At 58.9% G+C, this 20,071-nt stretch carries 7 protein-coding genes; 1 reads left to right on the top strand and 6 read right to left on the bottom strand.

All coding sequences use genetic code 11. The features are described 5' to 3' along the window. The first annotated feature begins 24 nt into the window (after nucleotides 1–24). Entirely contained in the window at nucleotides 25–915 is an 891-nt protein-coding gene (locus WMW70_RS05775; protein ID WP_341436569.1) for a radical SAM protein, read from the top strand. Between the two features lie 111 nt (nucleotides 916–1,026). Here the strand turns inward: WMW70_RS05775 and WMW70_RS05770 are convergent, their stop codons facing one another. The 6 genes from WMW70_RS05770 to WMW70_RS05745 form a co-directional block, all read right to left on the bottom strand. Further along, complete coding sequence (locus tag WMW70_RS05770; RefSeq protein WP_341436568.1) at nucleotides 1,027–1,659, bottom strand: response regulator transcription factor; 633 nt, start codon at nucleotides 1,657–1,659, stop codon at nucleotides 1,027–1,029. Further along, nucleotides 1,656–4,832 (bottom strand): PAS domain S-box protein, encoded by a 3,177-nt coding sequence (locus WMW70_RS05765; protein ID WP_341436567.1) that lies wholly within the window; start codon nucleotides 4,830–4,832, stop codon nucleotides 1,656–1,658. The genes WMW70_RS05770 and WMW70_RS05765 overlap by 4 nt, the downstream gene beginning before the upstream one ends. A gap of 54 nt (nucleotides 4,833–4,886) precedes the next feature. Next, nucleotides 4,887–6,059, bottom strand: coding sequence for an HlyD family efflux transporter periplasmic adaptor subunit (locus tag WMW70_RS05760; protein WP_341436566.1), 1,173 nt, complete (start codon nucleotides 6,057–6,059; stop codon nucleotides 4,887–4,889). Between the two features lies 1 nt (nucleotide 6,060). Next, entirely contained in the window at nucleotides 6,061–8,256 is a 2,196-nt protein-coding gene (locus tag WMW70_RS05755) for a type I secretion system permease/ATPase (RefSeq protein ID WP_341436565.1), read from the bottom strand. Next, complete coding sequence (locus WMW70_RS05750) at nucleotides 8,249–9,721, bottom strand: TolC family protein (protein WP_341436564.1); 1,473 nt, start codon at nucleotides 9,719–9,721, stop codon at nucleotides 8,249–8,251. The genes WMW70_RS05755 and WMW70_RS05750 overlap by 8 nt, the downstream gene beginning before the upstream one ends. A gap of 48 nt (nucleotides 9,722–9,769) precedes the next feature. Beyond that, nucleotides 9,770–20,071: Ig-like domain-containing protein (locus WMW70_RS05745; RefSeq protein WP_341436563.1), on the bottom strand; the 10,302-nt coding region annotated here is incomplete at its 5' end.

Raw genomic sequence — 20,071 nt, 5'->3', positions numbered from 1 at the left:
CGCCGCTTGCCTTGAGTGAAGAGCATGCAAGATTTCCCCATCAGCTATATCGAGCCGGTGTTCCGTCCGCCCAGCGAAGCCCATTCACTGATTCTGCCGGTGACCAATGGCTGCTCCTGGAACAGGTGCACGTTCTGCGAAATGTACACTCAGGAACAGAAGAAATTTCGCGCCCGAGATGAGGCGCAGGTGCTCGAAGAGATTCGTCTGACCGGTGAGCGGATGATCGTGCAGCGGGTGTTTCTCGCTGACGGCGATGCCCTGGTGCTGCCAACGCGGCGTCTGTTGGCCATCTTGCAGGCGATTCGTACCCATATGCCCGAGGTGCAGCGGGTCTCCAGCTATTGCCTGCCGCGCAATCTGCGCAAGAAGTCGGTGGAAGAACTCAAGGAACTCGCCGACGCTGGCCTGCGCATGGCCTATGTCGGTTGCGAGTCCGGTGATGACGAGGTGCTGGCGCGGGTCAACAAGGGCGAGACCTATGAGTCCAGCCTGAGCGCGCTGGACAAGCTTGGGCAGGCCGGCATCACTCGTTCGGTGATGATCCTCAATGGCCTGGGCGGCACGCTGCTAAGCGAACAGCACGCCGATAACTCGGCGCGGCTGATGAACGAGGCGCAGCCGGAATTCCTCTCGACCCTGGTGGTGAGCTTTCCCCAGGGCGAGGCGCGTTTTCGCGAAGGCTTCACCGATTTCCAGGCGCTCGGCCAGCACGAGCTGTTTGTTGAAGTCGAACGTCTGCTGCAAGGGCTGGAGCTGCGCGATACGGTATTTCGCAGCGATCATGCCTCCAATTATCTGGTGCTCAAGGGCACTCTCGGCGCAGATAAGCAGCGCCTGCTAGCCCAGGTGCGCCAGGCTATCGAACAGCCGCAGCAGGCCCGCTTGCGCCAGGAGTGGCAGCGCGGCTTGTGATGTCGTCACGCTGGCGTGAAATCTGCATCGTGGCTCTATCCGCCGGTTTTCCGTTTGCAAAATTGGCAGCGCTGAAATCAGCTAGAAATACAGGGTTACTTCAGGGCATTCTTAATCGAGCATGTGGTGGTCTAATGCATAGCGCACCAACTCCGTATTGGTGCCGAGGTCCATTTTTCTCATCAGTCGTGCTTTATGAGAGCTGACTGTCTTGTTGCTGATAAAAAGAATATCCGCAATTTGCATAACGCTCATGCCCTGCGCTAGAAGTTTGAATATTTCAAACTCTCTATCTGAAAGCTTTTCATGGGGCGGTTGGGAGTGTGAGTTGGTATCAAAGGCGAGTCGTTCGGCCATTTTCGGATCGATGTAGTTTCCTCCCGTGGCCACTGTGCGAATGGCCATCAATAATCGGGAAGGATCATTTGTTTCTTTCGTAATATAGCCATTTGCACCCGCTTTCAGTGCGCGCCTCACAATGGGGGGCTCGTCATGCATCGATAAGACTAGGATAGGTAAAGAAGGTGCGTGCTCGCGGACGGCTTTAATGAGATCGATACCATTCATACCGGGCATGGTTAAATCAAGCAGGATGACATCGAATCCGCCCAGTTTGACGGAGTTGATAACTTGGTCGCTATTCTCGGCTTCGCCTACTACTTCAATGTCGCTGATGATGTCAAAGAGATTCTTCAGGCCGGCGCGCATGATTCCGTGGTCATCTGCCACTAACAAACGAATCATGTCTCTCTCCTAACGAGTTTGGCTTGTAGTGGGATATTCGCCGAAATGATAGTTCCTTTTCCATGAGAGCTTTTGATTGTAACGTTTCCTCCGAGGGCCAGGCAGCGTTCGCGAATGCCTATAAGGCCGAAAGACTGGCGGCCTACGATTTTTGCGTCAAAGCCGATGCCGTTGTCCTGAACTTCGACGATCAGGCAATTGTTCGCTTGATTAAGAATGATCTTCACATGGCTCGCCTTTGAATGGCGCGTTATATTGGTGAGCGACTCTTGGACGATGCGGAAGACGGCCGTCGCAACGTCATTGTCCAGGCGCAGTTCATCCGGGGATCCTTGAAGTTCTAGATCAATTTTCAGGTGGCGAGAGTAATCCGATACAAGCCACTCGAGTGCCGGGATAATGCCTAGGTCCAGTGCGGCAGGGCGCAGTGAAAAAGAGACGTTACGCGTAGTCTGAATGGTTTTTTCCAGCAGTTCCAACAGGCCTGCAGTGGACTCTCGCAGCGTTGAGAGGGCACTTCCAAACTTAAAATCCAGCATGGTTAGGCCGAAGCGTAGGGCACTCAATTGCTGGCCTAGTTCATCATGAAGTTCGCGCGCGATCCGGCAGCGCTCCTCTTCTCGGGCCGCCTCGCGGCGACTGGCGAGCATTCTCAGTTGTGCCCTGGATTCTTTTAGTTCAATTTCAGCTATCATGCGATTGCTAATATCGCGGGATAACATGATGAAATGTGGCAGGGTCTCGTTAGTGGCGGCTTTACGGGCGACTGATAATTCAAACCAATGGGGGCCGTCATGCTGTAAAAGTCTCAGTACTTTCCCATAAGAGGTGCCAGAGAGAGCGGCTTCTTGCAGCGCCTCCATGGTAATGGTAGCCGCCTCGGTATCTAAGACGTCCATAATTTTTTTGCCAAGCAGGTTGTCTGCGCTGTCGGCTAGAAGTTCGGGACTATGTGTCCAGACCTGAAGATAGCGTCCCTCTGGGTCCAGTTCGAACAAAAGATCAGGTATGGTTTGCAGAATGGCTTCCCAGTCGGCATTTAGCTTGCGGATAGTTTGTTCTGTTGCTACGCGCTCTGTAATATCTCGCCCTATCGACAATGCGCCGATTGTCTCACCTTGAGCGTTACGGTCGGGGACGATTTTAACATCAAAAACCCGCTCGCTATTATTTGTGAAGTTCAAGCGGATCTCGCCTTGATGCGAAGTGCTCGTGGCAATAACGGTATTGATCCAGGATTCAAGCGTTTGCGCATAAGTGCGAGTGCTTACTTCGCTTGGCTTCTTGTTTGTTGTAGTGGAATCGACCCCGATATTTGATAGGGTTGTTAATGCGCTGGGGTTCAGATAGATAGCTTTCGACTTCAGGTCAAAGCGAGCGATATTATCTGGCAAGCTCTCTGCTAGCGTCCGGTAGTGCTGTTCGCTGGCATAAAGTTCCTGATGTGCGAGTAGCGTCGAAATGCCACTGGTGAGGCGGCGTCCGATTTCCTTTATAAGCCGTTCCTCTGCGGGAAGCCAAACCCGCTCACTGGAAATTTGGTGCACCCCCAAATACATCCGGTGATGGCCTTTGGGCAACATCTGAACGGTCATATTGGATCGATAGCCATACCGGTTGGCCAGGTGTTGCGGAAGAGGAATTCCGCCCGTACCGAATTTTATGACTTCACCACCGTCTAGGTACTGGCTGCGAATGAAGTCCGCCATTTCAGGTGAGATTTCAAGAGGGGCGCCTTTGGCATAAGGTGGTGGATACTCGCTGCGAAAGCGAACAGATGTCATATTGAAGCGATTATTGGTCGGGTCAGTCAGGGTCAGAACGTAGACCCTATCAGCCTCCACGGCAGCCAGAATGATATCCAGGATATTATCCGACATGGTGTCAATATCGTTGGACTCGTGGATGACTCGATTAACCCGGTCCATTGTTTCAAAAAACTTAAGATGTTCGAGTCGCTCATACTCTGCTTGTTTGCGCTCTGTTAGATCTTGGGCGATGTTGATGAATAATGTTTCTCCGTCATAATCGAAGGAGGTTGATGTGACCGAGACCGGGAAAGTCCTTCCAGTGCGGGTTTTGCATTGGGTTTCGATTGTGTAAGAGTGATCGGTCGAGTCTTTGACATGTTTGAGTATTAATTGAGTGTCTTCTAAGTTGGTGTCTGGCACTATTTCGGGAAAGCTCAGCTGAAGAAGCTCTTCTAGACTGTACTCCAGCGTCTGAATCGCTGCGTTATTTGCGTACCTGAATCGCGCCTGGCTGTCGAGGACATAAGTTGCATCAGTGAACCGATCTACAGCGACCTGCAGCATGTTGAGGTCCCTCTCGTTTTGTTTTTGTTCTGTTGCATCTTTGGCCAGGGTGAGAATAAAGAACTTGCCTCGGTGTTCAAATTTGCTGACGGTAAGCACAACCGGGAACGATGAGTTGTCTTTCCTGTGGTGTCTTCTTTCGAGGGTGACTGGGTATCCCAGGTCAAGCCGTTCTTTGATTTCTGCCGAGTTCTCTTCTGTCCAATCAGGGTCTATGTCAGCGAACGTCATACTGAGCAACTCGTCGTTGCTATAACCCAGGCTGCGGCAAGCTTCATGATTTACGTATGTAAAAGAGTGAGAGCTGGTTTCCCTTAGATAAACGGCTTCATGCATCTGGCTGAGGGCTTGATTCTTTAAGTTCAGCCGGGAGTTGAAGTCATTGAGGGTGTCTCTTTGCGCTGTAATAAGGTGGGCAAGCAGGAGGTGATTATTACTTGGGTCGCTGTGAGGCTGTTTGCTATCCTGCTTCCCCGTTGTTTCCAGAGGAAGCATAAGTCGAGTAAGCATTTCCTCGGGGGGTAGAGATTCAAGCAAGAAATCTACTCCGCCGGCTAGGAGCCCGCGGGCGATGTCTTGGCTTGTTACGGCGATCCCAAAGAAAACAACGGGAATGGCACGGGTGTTCTGCATTTTTTTGAGTTGGCTGCAGACCTCTAACCCATGTCCATTACCAAGGTTCCAGTCGAGTAAAATAAGATCGAGGTGCAGGCGCTGGGCGATATCTGTTCCCGTTGCGCCGTTTTTAGCAGTGGCGATATTATAGTTTCTCTGCTGCAGGACGTCATTTAGGCGCAGTGACAGGACTGATGATTCGCAGATCATGAGGACAGTTGAGCGGCTTTCTTCTGGTTGCACTGGCAACTTTCGCCTATAGTCCGAGTCGATTGATATCAAGAGTCACCACTAGGTCTAGCGTTCGCGCAGCGCTTCATTTGCCCGGTTCAAGGGTTTCAATAAATAGTCTAGCACCGTTTTACGACCGGTCCTGATTTCCGTGCTTACGATCATGCCGAACATGATGGGGTGCTGTTTCCCATCTGCTGTTTGCAGGTAGTTGTGCTCTGTCAATACGTATGCGCGGTAGTATCGAATGCGTCGATCAATTGGGTCTTCGATCGTATCTGGGGAGATGCGGTCAACCTTGCCATGAAGGACCCCATAGATCGATGAGTCATAAGCGGTGATCTTGACCATTGCCTCTTGGCCAGGCCGAATAAAAGCAATGTCTCTTGGGCTCAGGCGCGTTTCGATAAGCAATTGATCCTCTTTAGGAACAATTTCCATCAAGACGCCTCCAGGAGGGATCACGCCGCCAATGGTTGTGACACGAATATCCTTGACGATGCCGTGGGTGGGCGAGTTGATGACCGTGCGTCTTAGTTGGTCGGCACGGCCTTCTTGAACTTTTATCAGCGGTTCCAAATCGGCCATTGTCTTAGCGTAGTCAGCTTTTAGCGCAACGATGTACTCACTTTGTTGTGAAGATAATTTGGTTGAAAGTTCGGCATGCTTCTGACGCAAGCGCAACACTTCCGCTTCGTTTGAGGCACCACTTCGGAGCAGTGGCTCCGCCATGCGAAGTTCCTGTTCGGCTAACTGAACCTGATGTCGCAGATTTGAAATGTTTCTCAGGAAGGCTTCTCGGTTAGCGATGAATAGTTGCTTCTCACGCTCAACAATGGACTGACTAAGTGCGACCTCAGGGGGAAAAGAGATGTGCGGTAGATTGGCCATCTCCGCTTCTAATCGGGCGGCTCTTGCTTGCAAGGCGCGGACCCGGACGATGGTTTCCTCAACCGAGGATCTGGCTTGGATAGGGTCCAGCGTGGCGAGTTTTTCGTCGCGCTGCACGATGTCTCCCTCCCGCAGGTTGAGTTCCAACAGAATCCCGCCTTCCAGGCTTTGTATGATTTTGGATTTAGAGGCTGGAATGACTACCCCTTCACCTATCGCCACTTCATCGAGTTCGGCGTAATAGGCCCAAGTAGCAAAAATAATGACCGCGAGAACGATCAGCCATAACAGCGATTGCTGCTTACGGGCCTGATTAATATCGAGTTCGGCGAACGAAGAGGCATTCATTTTAAGATACCGCCTGCTTGGGAGTGGGCGAACGACGGGCTACGTTTGTCTGGGCCAGCGTGTTGAGAATGTCTTCCTTGGGGCCGTCTTTTACGATCCGTCCTTCATGCATGATGATGATGCGATCGACCAAGGCCAGAACCGGATAGCGGTGGGTGGCGACTATCAGCGTTCGGCGACCCAGCCATTGTTTCATTCTCCGGGCAAATTCATGCTCCGAATACTCATCCAGAGAAGCAGTGGGTTCATCAAGTAAGAGCACTTGAGGCGAGCGGAGCAGGGTGCGGGCTAGAAGCACGGCCTGCGTTTGCCCGCCCGAGAGACCCAGGCCACCTTCGCGGATCTTGAAATCCAGGCCATGGTATTGCCCGGCCAGTAATTGGTCGGCACCGGCAACGGTCATGGCGGCCAAGATTTCATCATCGTTGGCCAGGGGATTCCCCAGTGCAATGTTTTCACGCAGGGTGCCGTAGAACAGATTGGAGTCCTGCAGCACTGTTCCAATATCGCGGCGGATATCCGCGACATCGATGGCATCCATAGCGGTATCGTCAAGCAGGATGCGGCCCATGGTGGGGGATGCAAGGCCTGCAGCAAGGCGCAGGAGTGTCGATTTGCCCGATCCTACCTTGCCCAGAATGGCGATGCGTTCCCCGGGTTTGATCTTCAGGTCTTGGATCATCAAAACCGGCTTTTCCTCTGGGTCATAGGAATAGACGGTCTGCTGAAAGTGGTAACTTCCTGCGATCGAGGGCTTGTGATAGCGGTTTTTCCTGGGGTCGTGGTCAGTCGGCAAAGAAAGAAGAGAGTCGAGCCCCTGTTTGCTTATACGTACATTCTGTATACGTGTAAGTACCGCAACTATTTGTCCGAGTGGCGCAATAGTCCGGCTGGTCAAAATGGAGCAGGCCAGTACTGCGCCAAATGACATGCTTCCCTCAAGGATGCCGTACACGCCGGCCACCAGAACGCCAACATAAGCCAGTTGTTGAGTCAGTTGCGAAAAGCCTATGACTAAACTTACGAGAAAGCGCTGTTTGAGGCTGGCATCTCCGCACACCTGATTCGACTGGTTCCAGATTTGCCTGAAACGGGTTTCTGCCTGCAGGGTTTTGATGTCCTCAATTCGGTAGATTGATTCCATCAGGATCGAGTTGCGTAGGGCGGCTTCGCTTAAACCTTCTCTCGAGAGTTTTGCCAATGGTAATTGGGCAATAAGGCCGGGCAGGAGGGTAATTGGTATAGCCGCCAGGGGAATGAGCGCAAGCGGGCCACCCAGCATCCAGATGATGCCGACAAAGGCGATCACGAACGGGATGTCGACAAGTACCCCCATGCTGCTTGAGGTGAGAAGTTCGCGAACTTGCTCCAGGTCCCGCAGTTGCGAGATCAACTGGCCGGGCGAGCGGGGCCGTGCATCACTGCGGATATCCAGCACACGGGTGAAGAACAGTTCCGATAACTTAAGGTCTGCCTGACGCCCAAAATGATCGGCGATAGAGGTCCGTGTCGTACGGATAAGAAGCTCTAGTAGCAGCGCGATGGCCACTCCGATGGTCAGCACCCACAAGGTGTTCAGGGAGCGGGCCGGAATTATGCGGTCCCACACCTGCATGGCGAACAGGGACGTCGTAATCGCTAGTAGGTTTCCTACTAGCGATCCTGCGCACAGGTGAGCCAATGTTGCCCAACCACCGGTAAAAGCGCTCTTCAACCAGGAGTCTGGGCTGACTTTGAGATATTCCTCGACCCGACTGTCCCGTTTGACTTCCCGCGACTGCACGAGCAGAACCCGACAGGTTCCGCCCGAGGCAATCTGATCGAAGGGTAAGAGACGCTCAACCGTTTTGCCATCCACTGCCGTCACAACGCAGACTTGGCCCGCTGTTACCGCAGTGATAATGCCAACTGTTGTTTTGAAGGCAACAAGGGCTGGCAATACCCCGCGGGAGAGGTCATCCAGGCTGACTTGAGCAAATTTCGCGGCTAGCCCAGCTGCCGCGCAGATATCCAGGACGGCCTGGTCGAGTTCGCTATGTCGCGCCCATGCGAAGGCGCTATGAATCTGTGCCGGAGAGTTCGGAATTTGTAACTGCTTGGTCACCAACAGGATGGCTGAGGTCCAATTCCTTAAGGCTTTGCGATGGGCTAAGGCGGCATCGCTATTAGAAGAGCCGGTTTTTGCCCCGCTATTCATGGCGACTTGCCTCGTTTTGCATCAACAACGTAGCAAACGTTCCGGTTGCAACATGTGATTTGATTTGGGCGAGCATTTCGTCGGCTATTGCATTTACACGCTCGACTTGCGCTAAGTAAATCTCATGTTCAACATTGATCACGTCCATTAATGGGCGTTTATCAAGGGTGTATTCCTTCCAGTAAATGTCACGGGAGGCGTGTGCGAAGCGGATGATATTTGCGAAGCTTTCCTGGCGAATCACTGCCCCTGAAGCTTCGCGCTTGGCAGAAATAAGCGCCGTCCGGGCAATCAATTGCTGGCTTTCCAAAGATTCTATTGCGGCCTGACGCTGTGCCTCGGCAGCCGCGACCTGGTGCTTGCCCAACCCACCGAGGGAAAAACTGCCCTTTAATGACAAACCTACCCATGTGCTATCGGTGGCATCCACTTGGCCTAGGGTGTCGACACGGTTGATGCCGACCCCAATAGAGGGATAGCGCTCTGCCTTGACTTGCTTGAGCCTGGCAGCCGCTGCCTCCACCTCCGCGCGGGCAGCCAGCACCGCCGAGGTGTCGCCGATGTTGTCCTGTAACGGCCCAAGGGCGGCAACCACAGCACCCGTCTCGTCGAGTGTCGCCACTTGTTCTGGAAGAGCGCCAATAAGTTGAGCCAAACGACCCGCTGCTACATCGAAACGGGTCTGGGCCTGCAGGATTTCAACGCGTGCGCGTTGTAGCGACATATCGGCCTGATATAAATCAGAGATATCTGAAAACCCGGCTGTTACGCGTTCGTGGATTTTTGCGCCCGTGAGTTCTTGGGCTTTGAGTTGCTGCTCGGCTTCTTGGATAACCGCCTGGCTGGCGGCCAGTTCGATATACATGCTGGCCGCATCGTAAGCCACGCTATCAATGGTATCGGCGAGCAGGTGCTCTTCCTTTTCCATGGTGGCCATGGCGGCAGAGGTACGGCCCGCTGTGCGGCCGAAGTCGTAGAGCAACTGGTTTACCCCGAGCGAGGTACGAACGCCCGCGCTGCTGCCATCCGCCGCGTAGCCACCACCGAAACCCGGCTGTATGCCGTACTCAAGTGTCGGATAGCGGGCCGACTCGGCTATAGCTATCTCCGCTTGGCTCTGCGCGATGGCGGCATGGGCATGGCGAATTTGCGGGTGAAGCGAAGCCGCTCTTCGTACTGCTTCCGTCAGTCCAATAACGCGTGTAATTGAGGGTTCGTTCACTGATATTTGCGCGTCAGCAAACTGCGGAAGTTTAATTTGCCGAGCTTCTCTCTCGGCGATATAACGCGTGTTGCTCAGCCCCGCTTGTTCCGTACCTGTCTGGTCGTCAGTAGTGTAGGTATAGGACGCGCTTTCTGCGACCGGTGCAGCAGCAAGGGTCAATATGAGACCTAAGGAAATATGCAGTGGCTGCTGCGCCCATTTCGCTTGTTTGAAAGCGGCAGTGGACGAGACCCTGTTCATTGCAGTTATTAAGCTCATTACTCTAACCCTGTGTACTTCAACGAGGTATCAGATGACGATCTGATGGTTTGCAAGCAGTGTTTCCAAGTCCGTAGTCACATTGTTTAGCGTGACCAACTGGGTGGATTGGAAATCGCCCCCGCTGCCGTCGCGATCAATGCTGACGATGGTGTCGCCGCTGCTTTGCGTCACCGAGAGGTAGTTCTGGATCGTTTCTCCGACATCCATGGTCGCCACGCCGTTCAGGTAGTGCGCCGCGCCGTCCTCATCTGCGGTGTAACCGGAGAGCAGACCGCTCAGATCGATGCGATCAGCATCGGCTGTAGCCTCGACGGTTCCGACCGTGAAGCCGTTCACCTGGTCCCAACCGTTGCCGCCGGTAGCGTCAAAGGCATCCAGCAAGCGGTACAGCAGCGTGTCGTTGCCGCCGTGGGTCAGGTTGAAGGTGTCGTTGCCGCCTCGGCCGTCGAACAGGTTGTCGCCTGCGTTATCGGTGAAGGTATCCGCAGCGCTACCGCCCGCGACTCCCTCGATGTTGACGAAGGTGGCTGTGCCGAAGCCGGTGTTCTGGGCGCTGGTGTTGCTCAGGTCCACGGTGATCGCCGTGTTGCCGGCCAGTTTGTAATCCACCATGTCTTCGCCGCCGGTATTGCTCCACACGCGCGAGTCGGACACCAGCGTGGTGCCGCCGCCGCCGTTGTAGATGTCGCTACCCTGGGTGGCGAAGAAGGTGTCGTTGTAGCCGGTGCCGACGATGCCGTTGCCGATGTTGGCGTTGTTGACCGCCGTGCCGGACTCGGCCGTAAGCACGTAGTTGTCGTATGCCTGCCCTGTGCTCAGGCCCGTCCAGCCGGCGTTGACGTTTTCGATGCTGTACCCGCCGATATTCGCCACGCCACCGACATCCTGTGAGTTGCCCGCGATGTTGCGCAGCATCACCGCCGTATAGGTCTCGTTGGCATTCAGGCCGTAGAAGTCGATCAGGGCTGAGCTGTCGCTGGTCTGGTTGCCTGATTGCGGGTTGAGGACTTGGGTCGCGACCAGGTTCCCGGCGGAGTCATACAGCTTCACGGTGTTGCCGAAGAGCGCGTTGATGCCGTTCTGGTCGAGGATGCGCAGGTGCAGGCTGGTGCCATCTGCCACGTTCACGTTGTTCTGCACCAGGGTCGCACCGGCGGTGCCGGTGAAGAGGATCGCGTCGCGGTCGCCGTCCCAGTCGATGTCCATCGCGAGAATGCCGGTGATAGCGCTGCCCGTACCGGTGTCCGCCACAGTGGTGAGCGTGCTCTGGCTGAAGTTGACTGTGCCGCCGCTGGTGTTGTTGCTGAACAACAGCACGGTCTGTGCCGTTGCCGGATTGTTGTTGGTGAAGTACGGGATCTCGATGACGTCCGTCCTGCCGTCGGCGTTCCAGTCCACCGCCACCGAGCCGCCGCCCGCCAGGGTGTCGCCCATGTTGTAGTGGCGGTTGTAGCCTTCGTCGATCGGGTCGGCGTCGGTGTTGGTCGCCGAAATCCTGCCGGTGCCGTCGTTGAAGAAGATCTTGCTCTGGTTTTCGGCCGCGCTGGTGGTGGCGTAGGTGCGCCCCTGGAACAGATCAAGCCAGCCGTCGCCATCGAAGTCGGCCCAGGTCATGGAGAGACCGTCGAAGGTGGTGCCTTCGTCGTTGTAAAGCATGTTCTCCACGATCTGGGTCACGTCGAGATTGCCGGTACCGTCATTGCTGGCGACAACAAAGCGGTTGTTATCTCCGGTTGTCGTGGCGTTGCCGGTGATGTAGTTCGAGCCGGAACCGGCCAGGTAGGTGATGTCCACCGCGCCGTCGTTGTTCAAGTCGACGGTGGAAATCAACTTCTCCGGGGTCGCTTGCCACGTTTCGTCGCCACCGGCACCCGCGCTGTAGGTCAGCGCTCCGTCCTTGGTGAAGATGCCGCCGTTGTTCAGCGTGAACGAGGTGTCGTACCCGCCGCCGGCTTCTTCGTCGTTCGGCGTGTTATCGCCGTAGACGATGTCCACATAGCCGTCGCCCACCTTGTCGTACAAAGCCGTGCCGCCAAACCAGGTATAGGTTTCGGCACTGGTGGTACCGCCGCCGCTGAAATCCACCCGTTCTGGGTCTGTTGCTTCGTTACCGATCTGGAAGGCGTAGTAACTGGTATTGGTTTGTCCCACGCTCACCCCATTGGCGTTGGTGGAGGTCATCGCCTGGGTATAGCCATCCCCCATGTACATAAAGGCCTGCTGACCGTCGGCATAGCGGGAGTCCTCACCGACGACATCCATGTAACCGTCGCGGTTCATGTCCATGAAGGTCACGGTCCCGAGCACGCCATCATTGCCCCAGACCGTGTTGCTGCTGAAGCTGACGACCGAGGTGATGTCGCTGCCGTTGGCGTCCAATATCGTCATATTGCTGAAGATGCGCCATTGGCCGTCCTCGCCGATGGTCATCGCCGTGGCCTTGTTGTCGACGTCGGACGACGCCGGAACCGCTGGCGCGGCAGGCGGGTTAGCGATATAGAGCTCGCTTACGGTTGTGTCCTGGGTGATGACGTTGCCCACGGTATTCTTGAGTACCGCGGCGACATCGTAGGAGGTGCCTGCCGGTAGCGCGTTGGCCGTGGGGATCTGCACATACCAGGTGTTGTTCTGCGGGTCTACGACGACTGCGCCGGTCAGGGAACTGTAGGTGACTCCGTTGATGGTCACCTCCAGGTATTCCCCTTCCTGAATGACGAACCCGGTTCCGCCGGTGACGACAGGTGTGGTGTCAAGCGTGTTCTGGGCATCCACCTGGACCTTGAGGTCGACTGTCAGGGTGAAGTCGCCGGAGAAGCTGCCCTCGTTGCCTGCCGCATCGGCCACCACGGCCCTGTAGGTGTGCGTCGTATTGTCGGCCAGCGCGGGCAGGGTGAAGGTCCAGGCACTACCGCTGACGGTGGCTGTGCCCAGCAAGGTGGTGCCCTCGTAGATACGCACCTCTTCGCCGCCGGCCAAGACCACCGAGACCGAGCCGTTCAATACCGGGTTGCGGTCGTCGGTGGTCGTGCCGTTGGAATAATCCCCTTGCTCGGTGCCGACCCTGTCGGTGTAGGACTGGATGGTGGCCGTATTGGTCGGCGCAACCGTATCCACGTTGAGGCTGAACGCGGACGAGGTCGCGCCCACGTTGCCTGCGGCATCTTCAACCCGCGCCGTATAGGCGTAGGTCGTGCCGTTGAGCAGCGCTGCATCCTGGAAACTCCAGGACGTGCCGGTGACGGTGGCATAGCCGATGGCCACGCCATCACGCAGCATCACCAGCAATTCGCCACTGCCCAGGGCGGTGCTGAGCGTGCCGGTGAGTTGTGGCGAGGTGTCATTGGTGGTCGAGCCGGAACCGAACACGCCCTGGGACGGATCGACATTGTCGGTGTAGCTGCTGATGCTTACGGTTTGCGTCGGAGCCGTGCTGTCCATTGTCAGCGTGAAGGCAGACGAGAGGGTGCCGCTGTTGCCGGCGGCATCGACCACCTGGGCGGTATAGCTGTAGCTCGCGCCGTCGCTCAGGCCGTTATCCTGGAAGGTCCAGGTGGTACCCGACACGGTGGCCGCGCCGATCAGCGCGCCGTTGCGGTAGATCGCCACGCTTTCGCCGCTGTTGAGCGAAGCCGACAGCGCGCCGTTGAGCAGGGGCGCGGTGTCATTGCTGATGGCACCACTGGACAGGCTACCCGTCACTGGGGCGACGTCGTCGGTGGCGGACGAGATCGTCACAACCTGGGTCGGAGCCGAAGTATCGATGAGCAGGGAGTAGGCGTTGGAATCCGGGCCTGGATTACCGGCGCTGTCTTCCACGCGAACGCTGTAACTGTAGCTCTGGCCGTCGGCCAGGCCGCTGTCCTGGAAGGTCCAGCTGGTGCCGCTGACGCTGGCGCTGCCGATTTCAACGCCGTTGCGGAACACGACCAGGGTTTCGCCCGCGAGCAGGCTGGCGGACAGGGTGCCAGAGAGCAATGGCGAGGTATCGTTGCTGCTGCTACCGCTGGCGACCGTTCCCTGGAGCGGATCAACGTTGTCGGTGATGGCCGTGATGCTGGCCGATTGCGTCGGTGCGCTGGTGTCCAGCGTGATGCTGTAACTGGCCGAGGACGTCCCCAGGTTGCCCGCCGCATCCACGACGCGCGCGCTGTAGCTGTACTCGACACCATCGACCAGAGCCGAGTCCTGGAAGGTCCAGGTGGTGGCGCTGGTCATGGTAGCCGTGCCGATGGCCACGCCATCGCGATAGACCACCACCGATTCACCGCTGTTCAAGGCTGCGCTCACGCCCCCTGAGAGGAGCGGGGAGGTGTCGTTGGTCGTGCCGCCGCTGGCCACGGTGCCCTGATCGGGGTCAACGTTGTCGGTGATGGCCGCGATGCTGACCGATTGCGTCGGCGCAGCGCTATCGACCGTCAGCGCGAAGGCGGAGGAGGCGCTGCCCAGGTTGCCGGCGGCGTCCACCACACGGGCGGTGTAGCTGTAAGTCGTAGCGTTGGCAAGGCCGGAATCCAGGTAGCTCCAGGTGGTTGCGCCGGTCATCGTGGCGGTCCCGATCTGGACGCCATCGCGGTAGATCGCCACGCTCTCGCCGGCACCCAGCGCGTTCGACAGCGTGCCGTTGAGCTGCGGGGTGGTGTCGTTGGTGACGCTGCCGCTGGCGAGGCTGCCTTGCAGCGGATCGACATTATCGGTCGCGCTGGTGATGGCGGTTGTCTGCGCCGGGGCCGAAGTGTCCAGCGTGATCACATAGTTGGCGGACAGCGGCCCCAAGTTGCTGGCGGCATCCACTACGCTGGCGGTATAGACATAGCTGCCGCCGTTGACCAGGCCGGAGTCCTGGAAGGTCCAGGTGGTGCCGGACACGCTGGCCGTGCCGACGACGCTGCCGTCGCGGTAGACCACCACGGACTCCCCGCCACTCAGGCTGGCGGTGAGCGTGCCACTCAATTGCGGGGTGTCGTCGTTGGTGGTGCCACCGCTGGCAACCGCGCCTTGTAGCGGGTCGACATTGTCGGCAACCGCGGTGATGGTGACGCCCTGGGTGGGGACCGTCGTATCCACGCTGATCGTGTAGTTGGCGGAAAGCTCACCGGGGTTGCCGGCGGCGTCTACCACGCGCGCGGTGTAGACATAGGTAGTGCCGTTGCTCAGGCCGTTGTCCTGATAGGTCCAGGCGGTATCGCTGACCGTGGCGTTGCCTACGAGCACTCCGTCGCGATACACCGCCACGTTTTCGCCGGCACCCAGGGTTGTGCTGAGCTGACCATTGAGCTGTGGTGTGTTGTCGTTGGTGCTGCCGGTATGAGTGACTGTGCCCAGCCCCGGGTCGACGTTGTCGATTACGGAAACGATGGAAACGATCTGGCTCGGGGCCGTGGTGTCGACGCTGAGGGTAAACACCGCAGACGCCGTTCCGGCGTTGCCTGCGGCATCTTCCACGCGGGCGACGTAGGTGTAGGTGCTGGCGTCGCTCAGGCCGGCATCCTGATACACCCAACTGGTGCCGCTGACGGTGGCCGTCCCCATGCGCACATCGTCGCGATAGATTGCCACCGCTTCGCCGCTGGCCAGAACGGCGCTGAGGCTGCCGGCAAGCTGGGGGGCCAGATCGTTGGTGATGGTGCCTGAGCCATAGCTGCCCTGGTTGGGTGCCGTGTCGTCCTGATAGCTGTTGATGGCGACGGTCTGCGTGGGCACCGTGGTGTCGATCGTGAACGCATAACTCGCGCTTTGCGCACCCACGTTGCCAGCGGCGTCGATGACGCGTGCGGTGTAGCTGTAGCTATCGCCATCAACCAGGCCTGCATCCTGATAGGTCCAGGCGGTGCCGTTGGTGGTGGCGGTGCCGAGCATGACGCCATCGCGGTAGATGGCCACGCTTTCACCCATATTGAGGGCGGTGGTGATTGTGCCGCTCAGCTGGGGCGAGGTGTCGTTAGTGGTGCCGCCATTGGTTACCGTGCCCTGCAGCGGATCGACATTGTCGGTCACGGCGGCGATGAGCACCGATTGCGTCGGCGTGCTGGTGTCCACGCTCAGCGTGAGGACTGCCGACTCGCTGCCGAGATTGCCCGCCCGGTCGACGACGCGTCCTGTGTAAGCGTAGGTGTTGCCATCGGCAAGCCCCGCGTCCTGGTAGCTCCAGCTCGTGCCAGAGACGGTTGCCGTGCCAATGAAGGTTCCATCGCGATAGACCGCGACCGTTTCGCCGGAGCCGAGGGTGGCACTCAGGGTCCCGTTGAGTTGCGGCGTGCTGTCGTTTGTGGTCGTGCCGCTGGCGTAGTTGCCTTGGTTCGGATCGACGTTGTCGGCGTAATTGGCGATGGTCACGGTTTGCGTCGGGGCCGTGGTGTCCACTGTCAGTGTGTAGGCCGTGCTTTGCGCGCCCTGGTTGCCACCAGCGTTGACTACACGCGCGGTGTAGCTGTAGCTGCTGCCGTTGAGCAGGCCGCTGTCCTGGTAGGTCCAGGTGCTGCCGCTGACGCTGGCGGTGCCGATCACGCTACCGCCGCGCAGCACTTCGACCACATCGCCGGCGCTCAGCGCAGTGGAGATGGAGCCGCTCAGGGTCGGGGTGGTGTCGTTGGTGGCCCCGCCAGTGGCGACGTTGCCCTGGACTGGATCGACGTCGTCCTGCACTTGCAGGATCTGCACCGTCTGGCTGACCGAGGAGGTGTTGACGGCGAAGCTCAGGCTATTGGAGACGCTGCCGAGGTTGCCGGCCGCGTCGATCACGCGGGCACTGTAGATGTAGGTGCTGCCGTTGACGAGCCCGGTGTCCTGGTAGCTCCAGGCGGTGCCGCTGACCGTGGCGACGCCGATGTCTACGCCGTTACGGAAGACGTGCACCTGCTCAGTGCCGGTCAATACGGCACTGAGCGTACCCCCCAGCAGCGGGGTGTCATCGTTGGTGGTGCCGCCGTCGGCAATCGCGCCCGTTAGCGGAGCCACGTTGTCGTAGGCCTGGCTCAATATCACCGTCTGTGTCGGCGCGATGGCATCGATATGAATCAGATTGTAGGCATTGGAGTCCGCGCCCAGGTTGCCGGTGCCGGTGTCACGAACGCGCGCCAGGTAGGTGTAGTCGCCATCGGTGAGCCCGCTGTCCTGGTACGACCAGGTCGTGTCTGTGACGGTGGCCTGGCCGATGACCACGCCGTTGCGCAGCACATCGACCACTTCGGCTGGATCGAGTGTGGCCGATAGCACGCCTGCAACCAGTGGCGAGGTGTCGTTGCTGTAGCCGCCCGAGGCGACGAGTCCCGCCTGGGGCTCGGTATCGTCGGTGACGCTGCTGATGGTCACGGTAGTGGTCGAGCCGCTGACCTGCAGGGTGATGCCGTAGGTATTGGAGAGGCTGCCGAGATTGCCAGCCGCATCCTCGACCCGCGCGGTGTAGCTGTAGCTGGTGTTGTCGGCAAGCCCGCTGGTGTCGGTGAGGGTCCAGTTGGTTGCGTTTACCGTCGCTTCGCCGATCTTGCTGCCATTACGGTAGACCGCGACCACTTCGTTAGCGGCCAGGGCAGCCGAGAGCGTGCCTTGCAGTTCGGGCTGCGAGTCGTTGGTGGTGCCGCCGTCGGCAATAGTGCCACTCACCGGCTCGATGTCATCCACGATCGCCGTGATGGTGACAGTCTGGGCCGGAGTCGAGGCGTCGATGATGAGGCTGTAGCCCGTGGAAAGTGCGCCCTGGTTGCCGGCGGCGTCATCGACGCGTGCGGTGTAGGTGTACGAGCTGCCATCGGCCAACCCGCTCTCCTGAAAGGTCCAACTGCTTGCGGATACCGTGGCCTGGCCGATGGCAACGCCATCTCGCAGGACGACGACTTGTTCACTGGCGGCCAGTGCGGAGCTCAAGGTACCGCTGAGCAGCGGCGAGGTGTCATTGGTGGTGCCGCCGTTGGCCACGGTGCCGGTGATGGGGGCCATGTCGTCGGTCACAGTGGCGATGCTGACCACCTGATTGGGCACCTGGGTATCGACGATAAAGTCGATGGAAGCCGATTGCGGCCCCTCGTTGCCGGCCGCGTCAACGTTGCTGACTGTGAAGGCGTGGGTGCCATCGGGCAACGCCGTGGTCGGGGTGAAGCTCCATGCCCCGGTGGCGTCGGCCGTGGACGTGCCGAGCAGGGTGCCGTTGTCGTAGACGTTGACCTGGCTGTCCGCTTCCGCGCCGGTGCCGTTCAATGTCGGCAGGGTGTCGTCGGTGGTGCTGCCCGAGGTGATCTCCCCGATCACGAGAGGTACGTCGTCGTGCAGGCTCACCATTGTCGGTGCGGATGCAGGTGCCGAGGTATCGACGGTCAGAACAAAGGCCGTGGATGCCGCGCCGAGGTTGCCCGCGGTGTCGACTACGCGGGCGGTGTAGCTGTAGGTGTTCTCCGTGAGGTTGCCTTCCTGGAACGTCCAGTTGGTGCCCGTGGTCGTGGCGGTGCCGATCAGCGTCCCGTCTCGGTAGATCGCCACGCTCTCGCCTGTGCCAAGCGGCGTGTCGAGGGTACCGTTGAGTTGCGGCGTCGCATCGTTGGTACTGCTGCCGTTGGCGAGCGTCCCCTGCACCGGGTCGACATCGTCCACTGCGCTGACGATCGTGACCGCTTGCGTCGGGGCCGAGGTGTCGACGGTCAGCGCAAACGCGGAGGACGTGGCACCGAGGTTGCCGGCGGCGTCCACCACTCGCGTGGTGTAGCTGTAGGTGCGGTTATCGCTGAGGCCCGCGTCCTGGTAGGTCCAGGCGCTACCGGTGACGCTGGCCGTACCGACCTGCACGCCATCGCGCAATACCGCCAGCACTTCGCCGTTGCCCAGCCCTGCGCTCAGCGTACCCGTGAGTTGCGGTGCCGTGTCGTTGGTGGTGCTGCCACTGCCGAGCGATCCCTGCAGCGGATCGACATCGTCGATCGCACTGACGATGCTGACCGTCTGGGTCGGTGCCGCTATGTCCACGGTCACCGTGTAGGCAGAAGACAGCGCCCCGAGGTTGCCGGCCGCATCCACTGCGCGAGCCGTATAGGCATAGCTGTTGCCGCCTGCGAGGCCGTTATCCTGGAAGCTCCAGGAAGTACCCGAGACATTGGCCGTGCCGATGGCAAGGCCATCGCGGTATAGATGCACGGACTCGCCACTGCCCAGCGCAGCCGTCAACGTGCCCCCGAGCAACGGCGAGGTGTCGTTGCTGATGCCGTTGTCGGCTACGTTGCCTTGTATCGGGTCGACATCGTCGCTGAGCGTGGTGATGGTCACCGACTGTGCCGGTGCCTGGGTATCAATGCTCAGGCTGAAAGCTGCCGACGGGCTGCCGAGGTTACCGGCGGCATCGACTACACGGGCGGTGTAGCTGTAGCTCTGGCCGTCGACCAGGCCGCTGTCCTGGAAGCTCCAGGTGCTGCCGCTGACCGTGGCGCTGCCGAGCAGGGCCCCGTCGCGGTACACGGCCACGGTTTCGCCGCTGTTCAACCCGGCATCGAGGGTGCCGTTGAGGCGCGGGGTGGTGTCGTTGGTGCTGCTGCCGGAGGCGAAGCTGCCGGTCTGGGCGGCCTGGTCGTCGGTGTAGCTGGTGATGGCGACCGTCTGGGTGGGCGCGGAGGTGTCGATGCTGAGGCTGTAGGCCGCGCTTTGCGCGCCCTGGTTGCCACCGGCGATGACCACGCGGGCGGTGTAGCTGTATGTGCTGCCGTCGAGCAGGCCGCTGTCCTGGTAGGTCCAGGTGGTGGCGCTGACGCTGGCGGTGCCGATCACGCTGCCATCGCGCAGCACTTCAACCACATCGCCGGCACTCAGCGCGGTGGAGATGGAGCCGCTGAGGGTCGGGGTGGTGTCGTTGCTGGTCCCTCCGTTGGCGACGTTGCCCTGTAGCGGGTCGACGTTGTCCAGGAGCTGCAGGATGGCAACCGTCTGGCTGACCGAGGAGGTGTTGACGGTGAAGCTCAGGCTGTTGGACGCGGCGCTGCTGTTGCCGGCCGCATCGACGACCTGGGCGGTGTAGGTGTAGGTGCTGCCGCTGGCCAGCCCAGCGTCCTGGTAGCTCCAGTCGGTACCGCTGACCGTGGCGACGCCGATGTCTACGCCGTTACGCAAGACGTGCAGTTGCTCGGTGGTCCCCAGGGTTGCCGAGAGCGTCCCTTGCAGGGTTGGGGTGTCGTCGTTGGTGGTGCCGCCCGCGGCTATCGCGCCGCTGATCGGGTCGACGTTATCCAGCGCCTGGGTGAGGGTGACGGTTTGCGTCGGGGCCGTGGTGTCGAGGGTGATGGCGTAGGTGTTGGACTCCGTGCCGCGGTTGCCGGCGGCGTCTTCGACACGGGCGGTGTAGCTGTAGCTTTGGCCATC

The organism is Pseudomonas sp. XK-1, from assembly GCF_038069885.1.
Classification (GTDB): Bacteria; Pseudomonadota; Gammaproteobacteria; order Pseudomonadales; family Pseudomonadaceae; genus Aquipseudomonas.
Note: the sequence above shows the minus strand (reverse complement) of the source record. Positions and strands in the feature narration are given on the sequence as shown.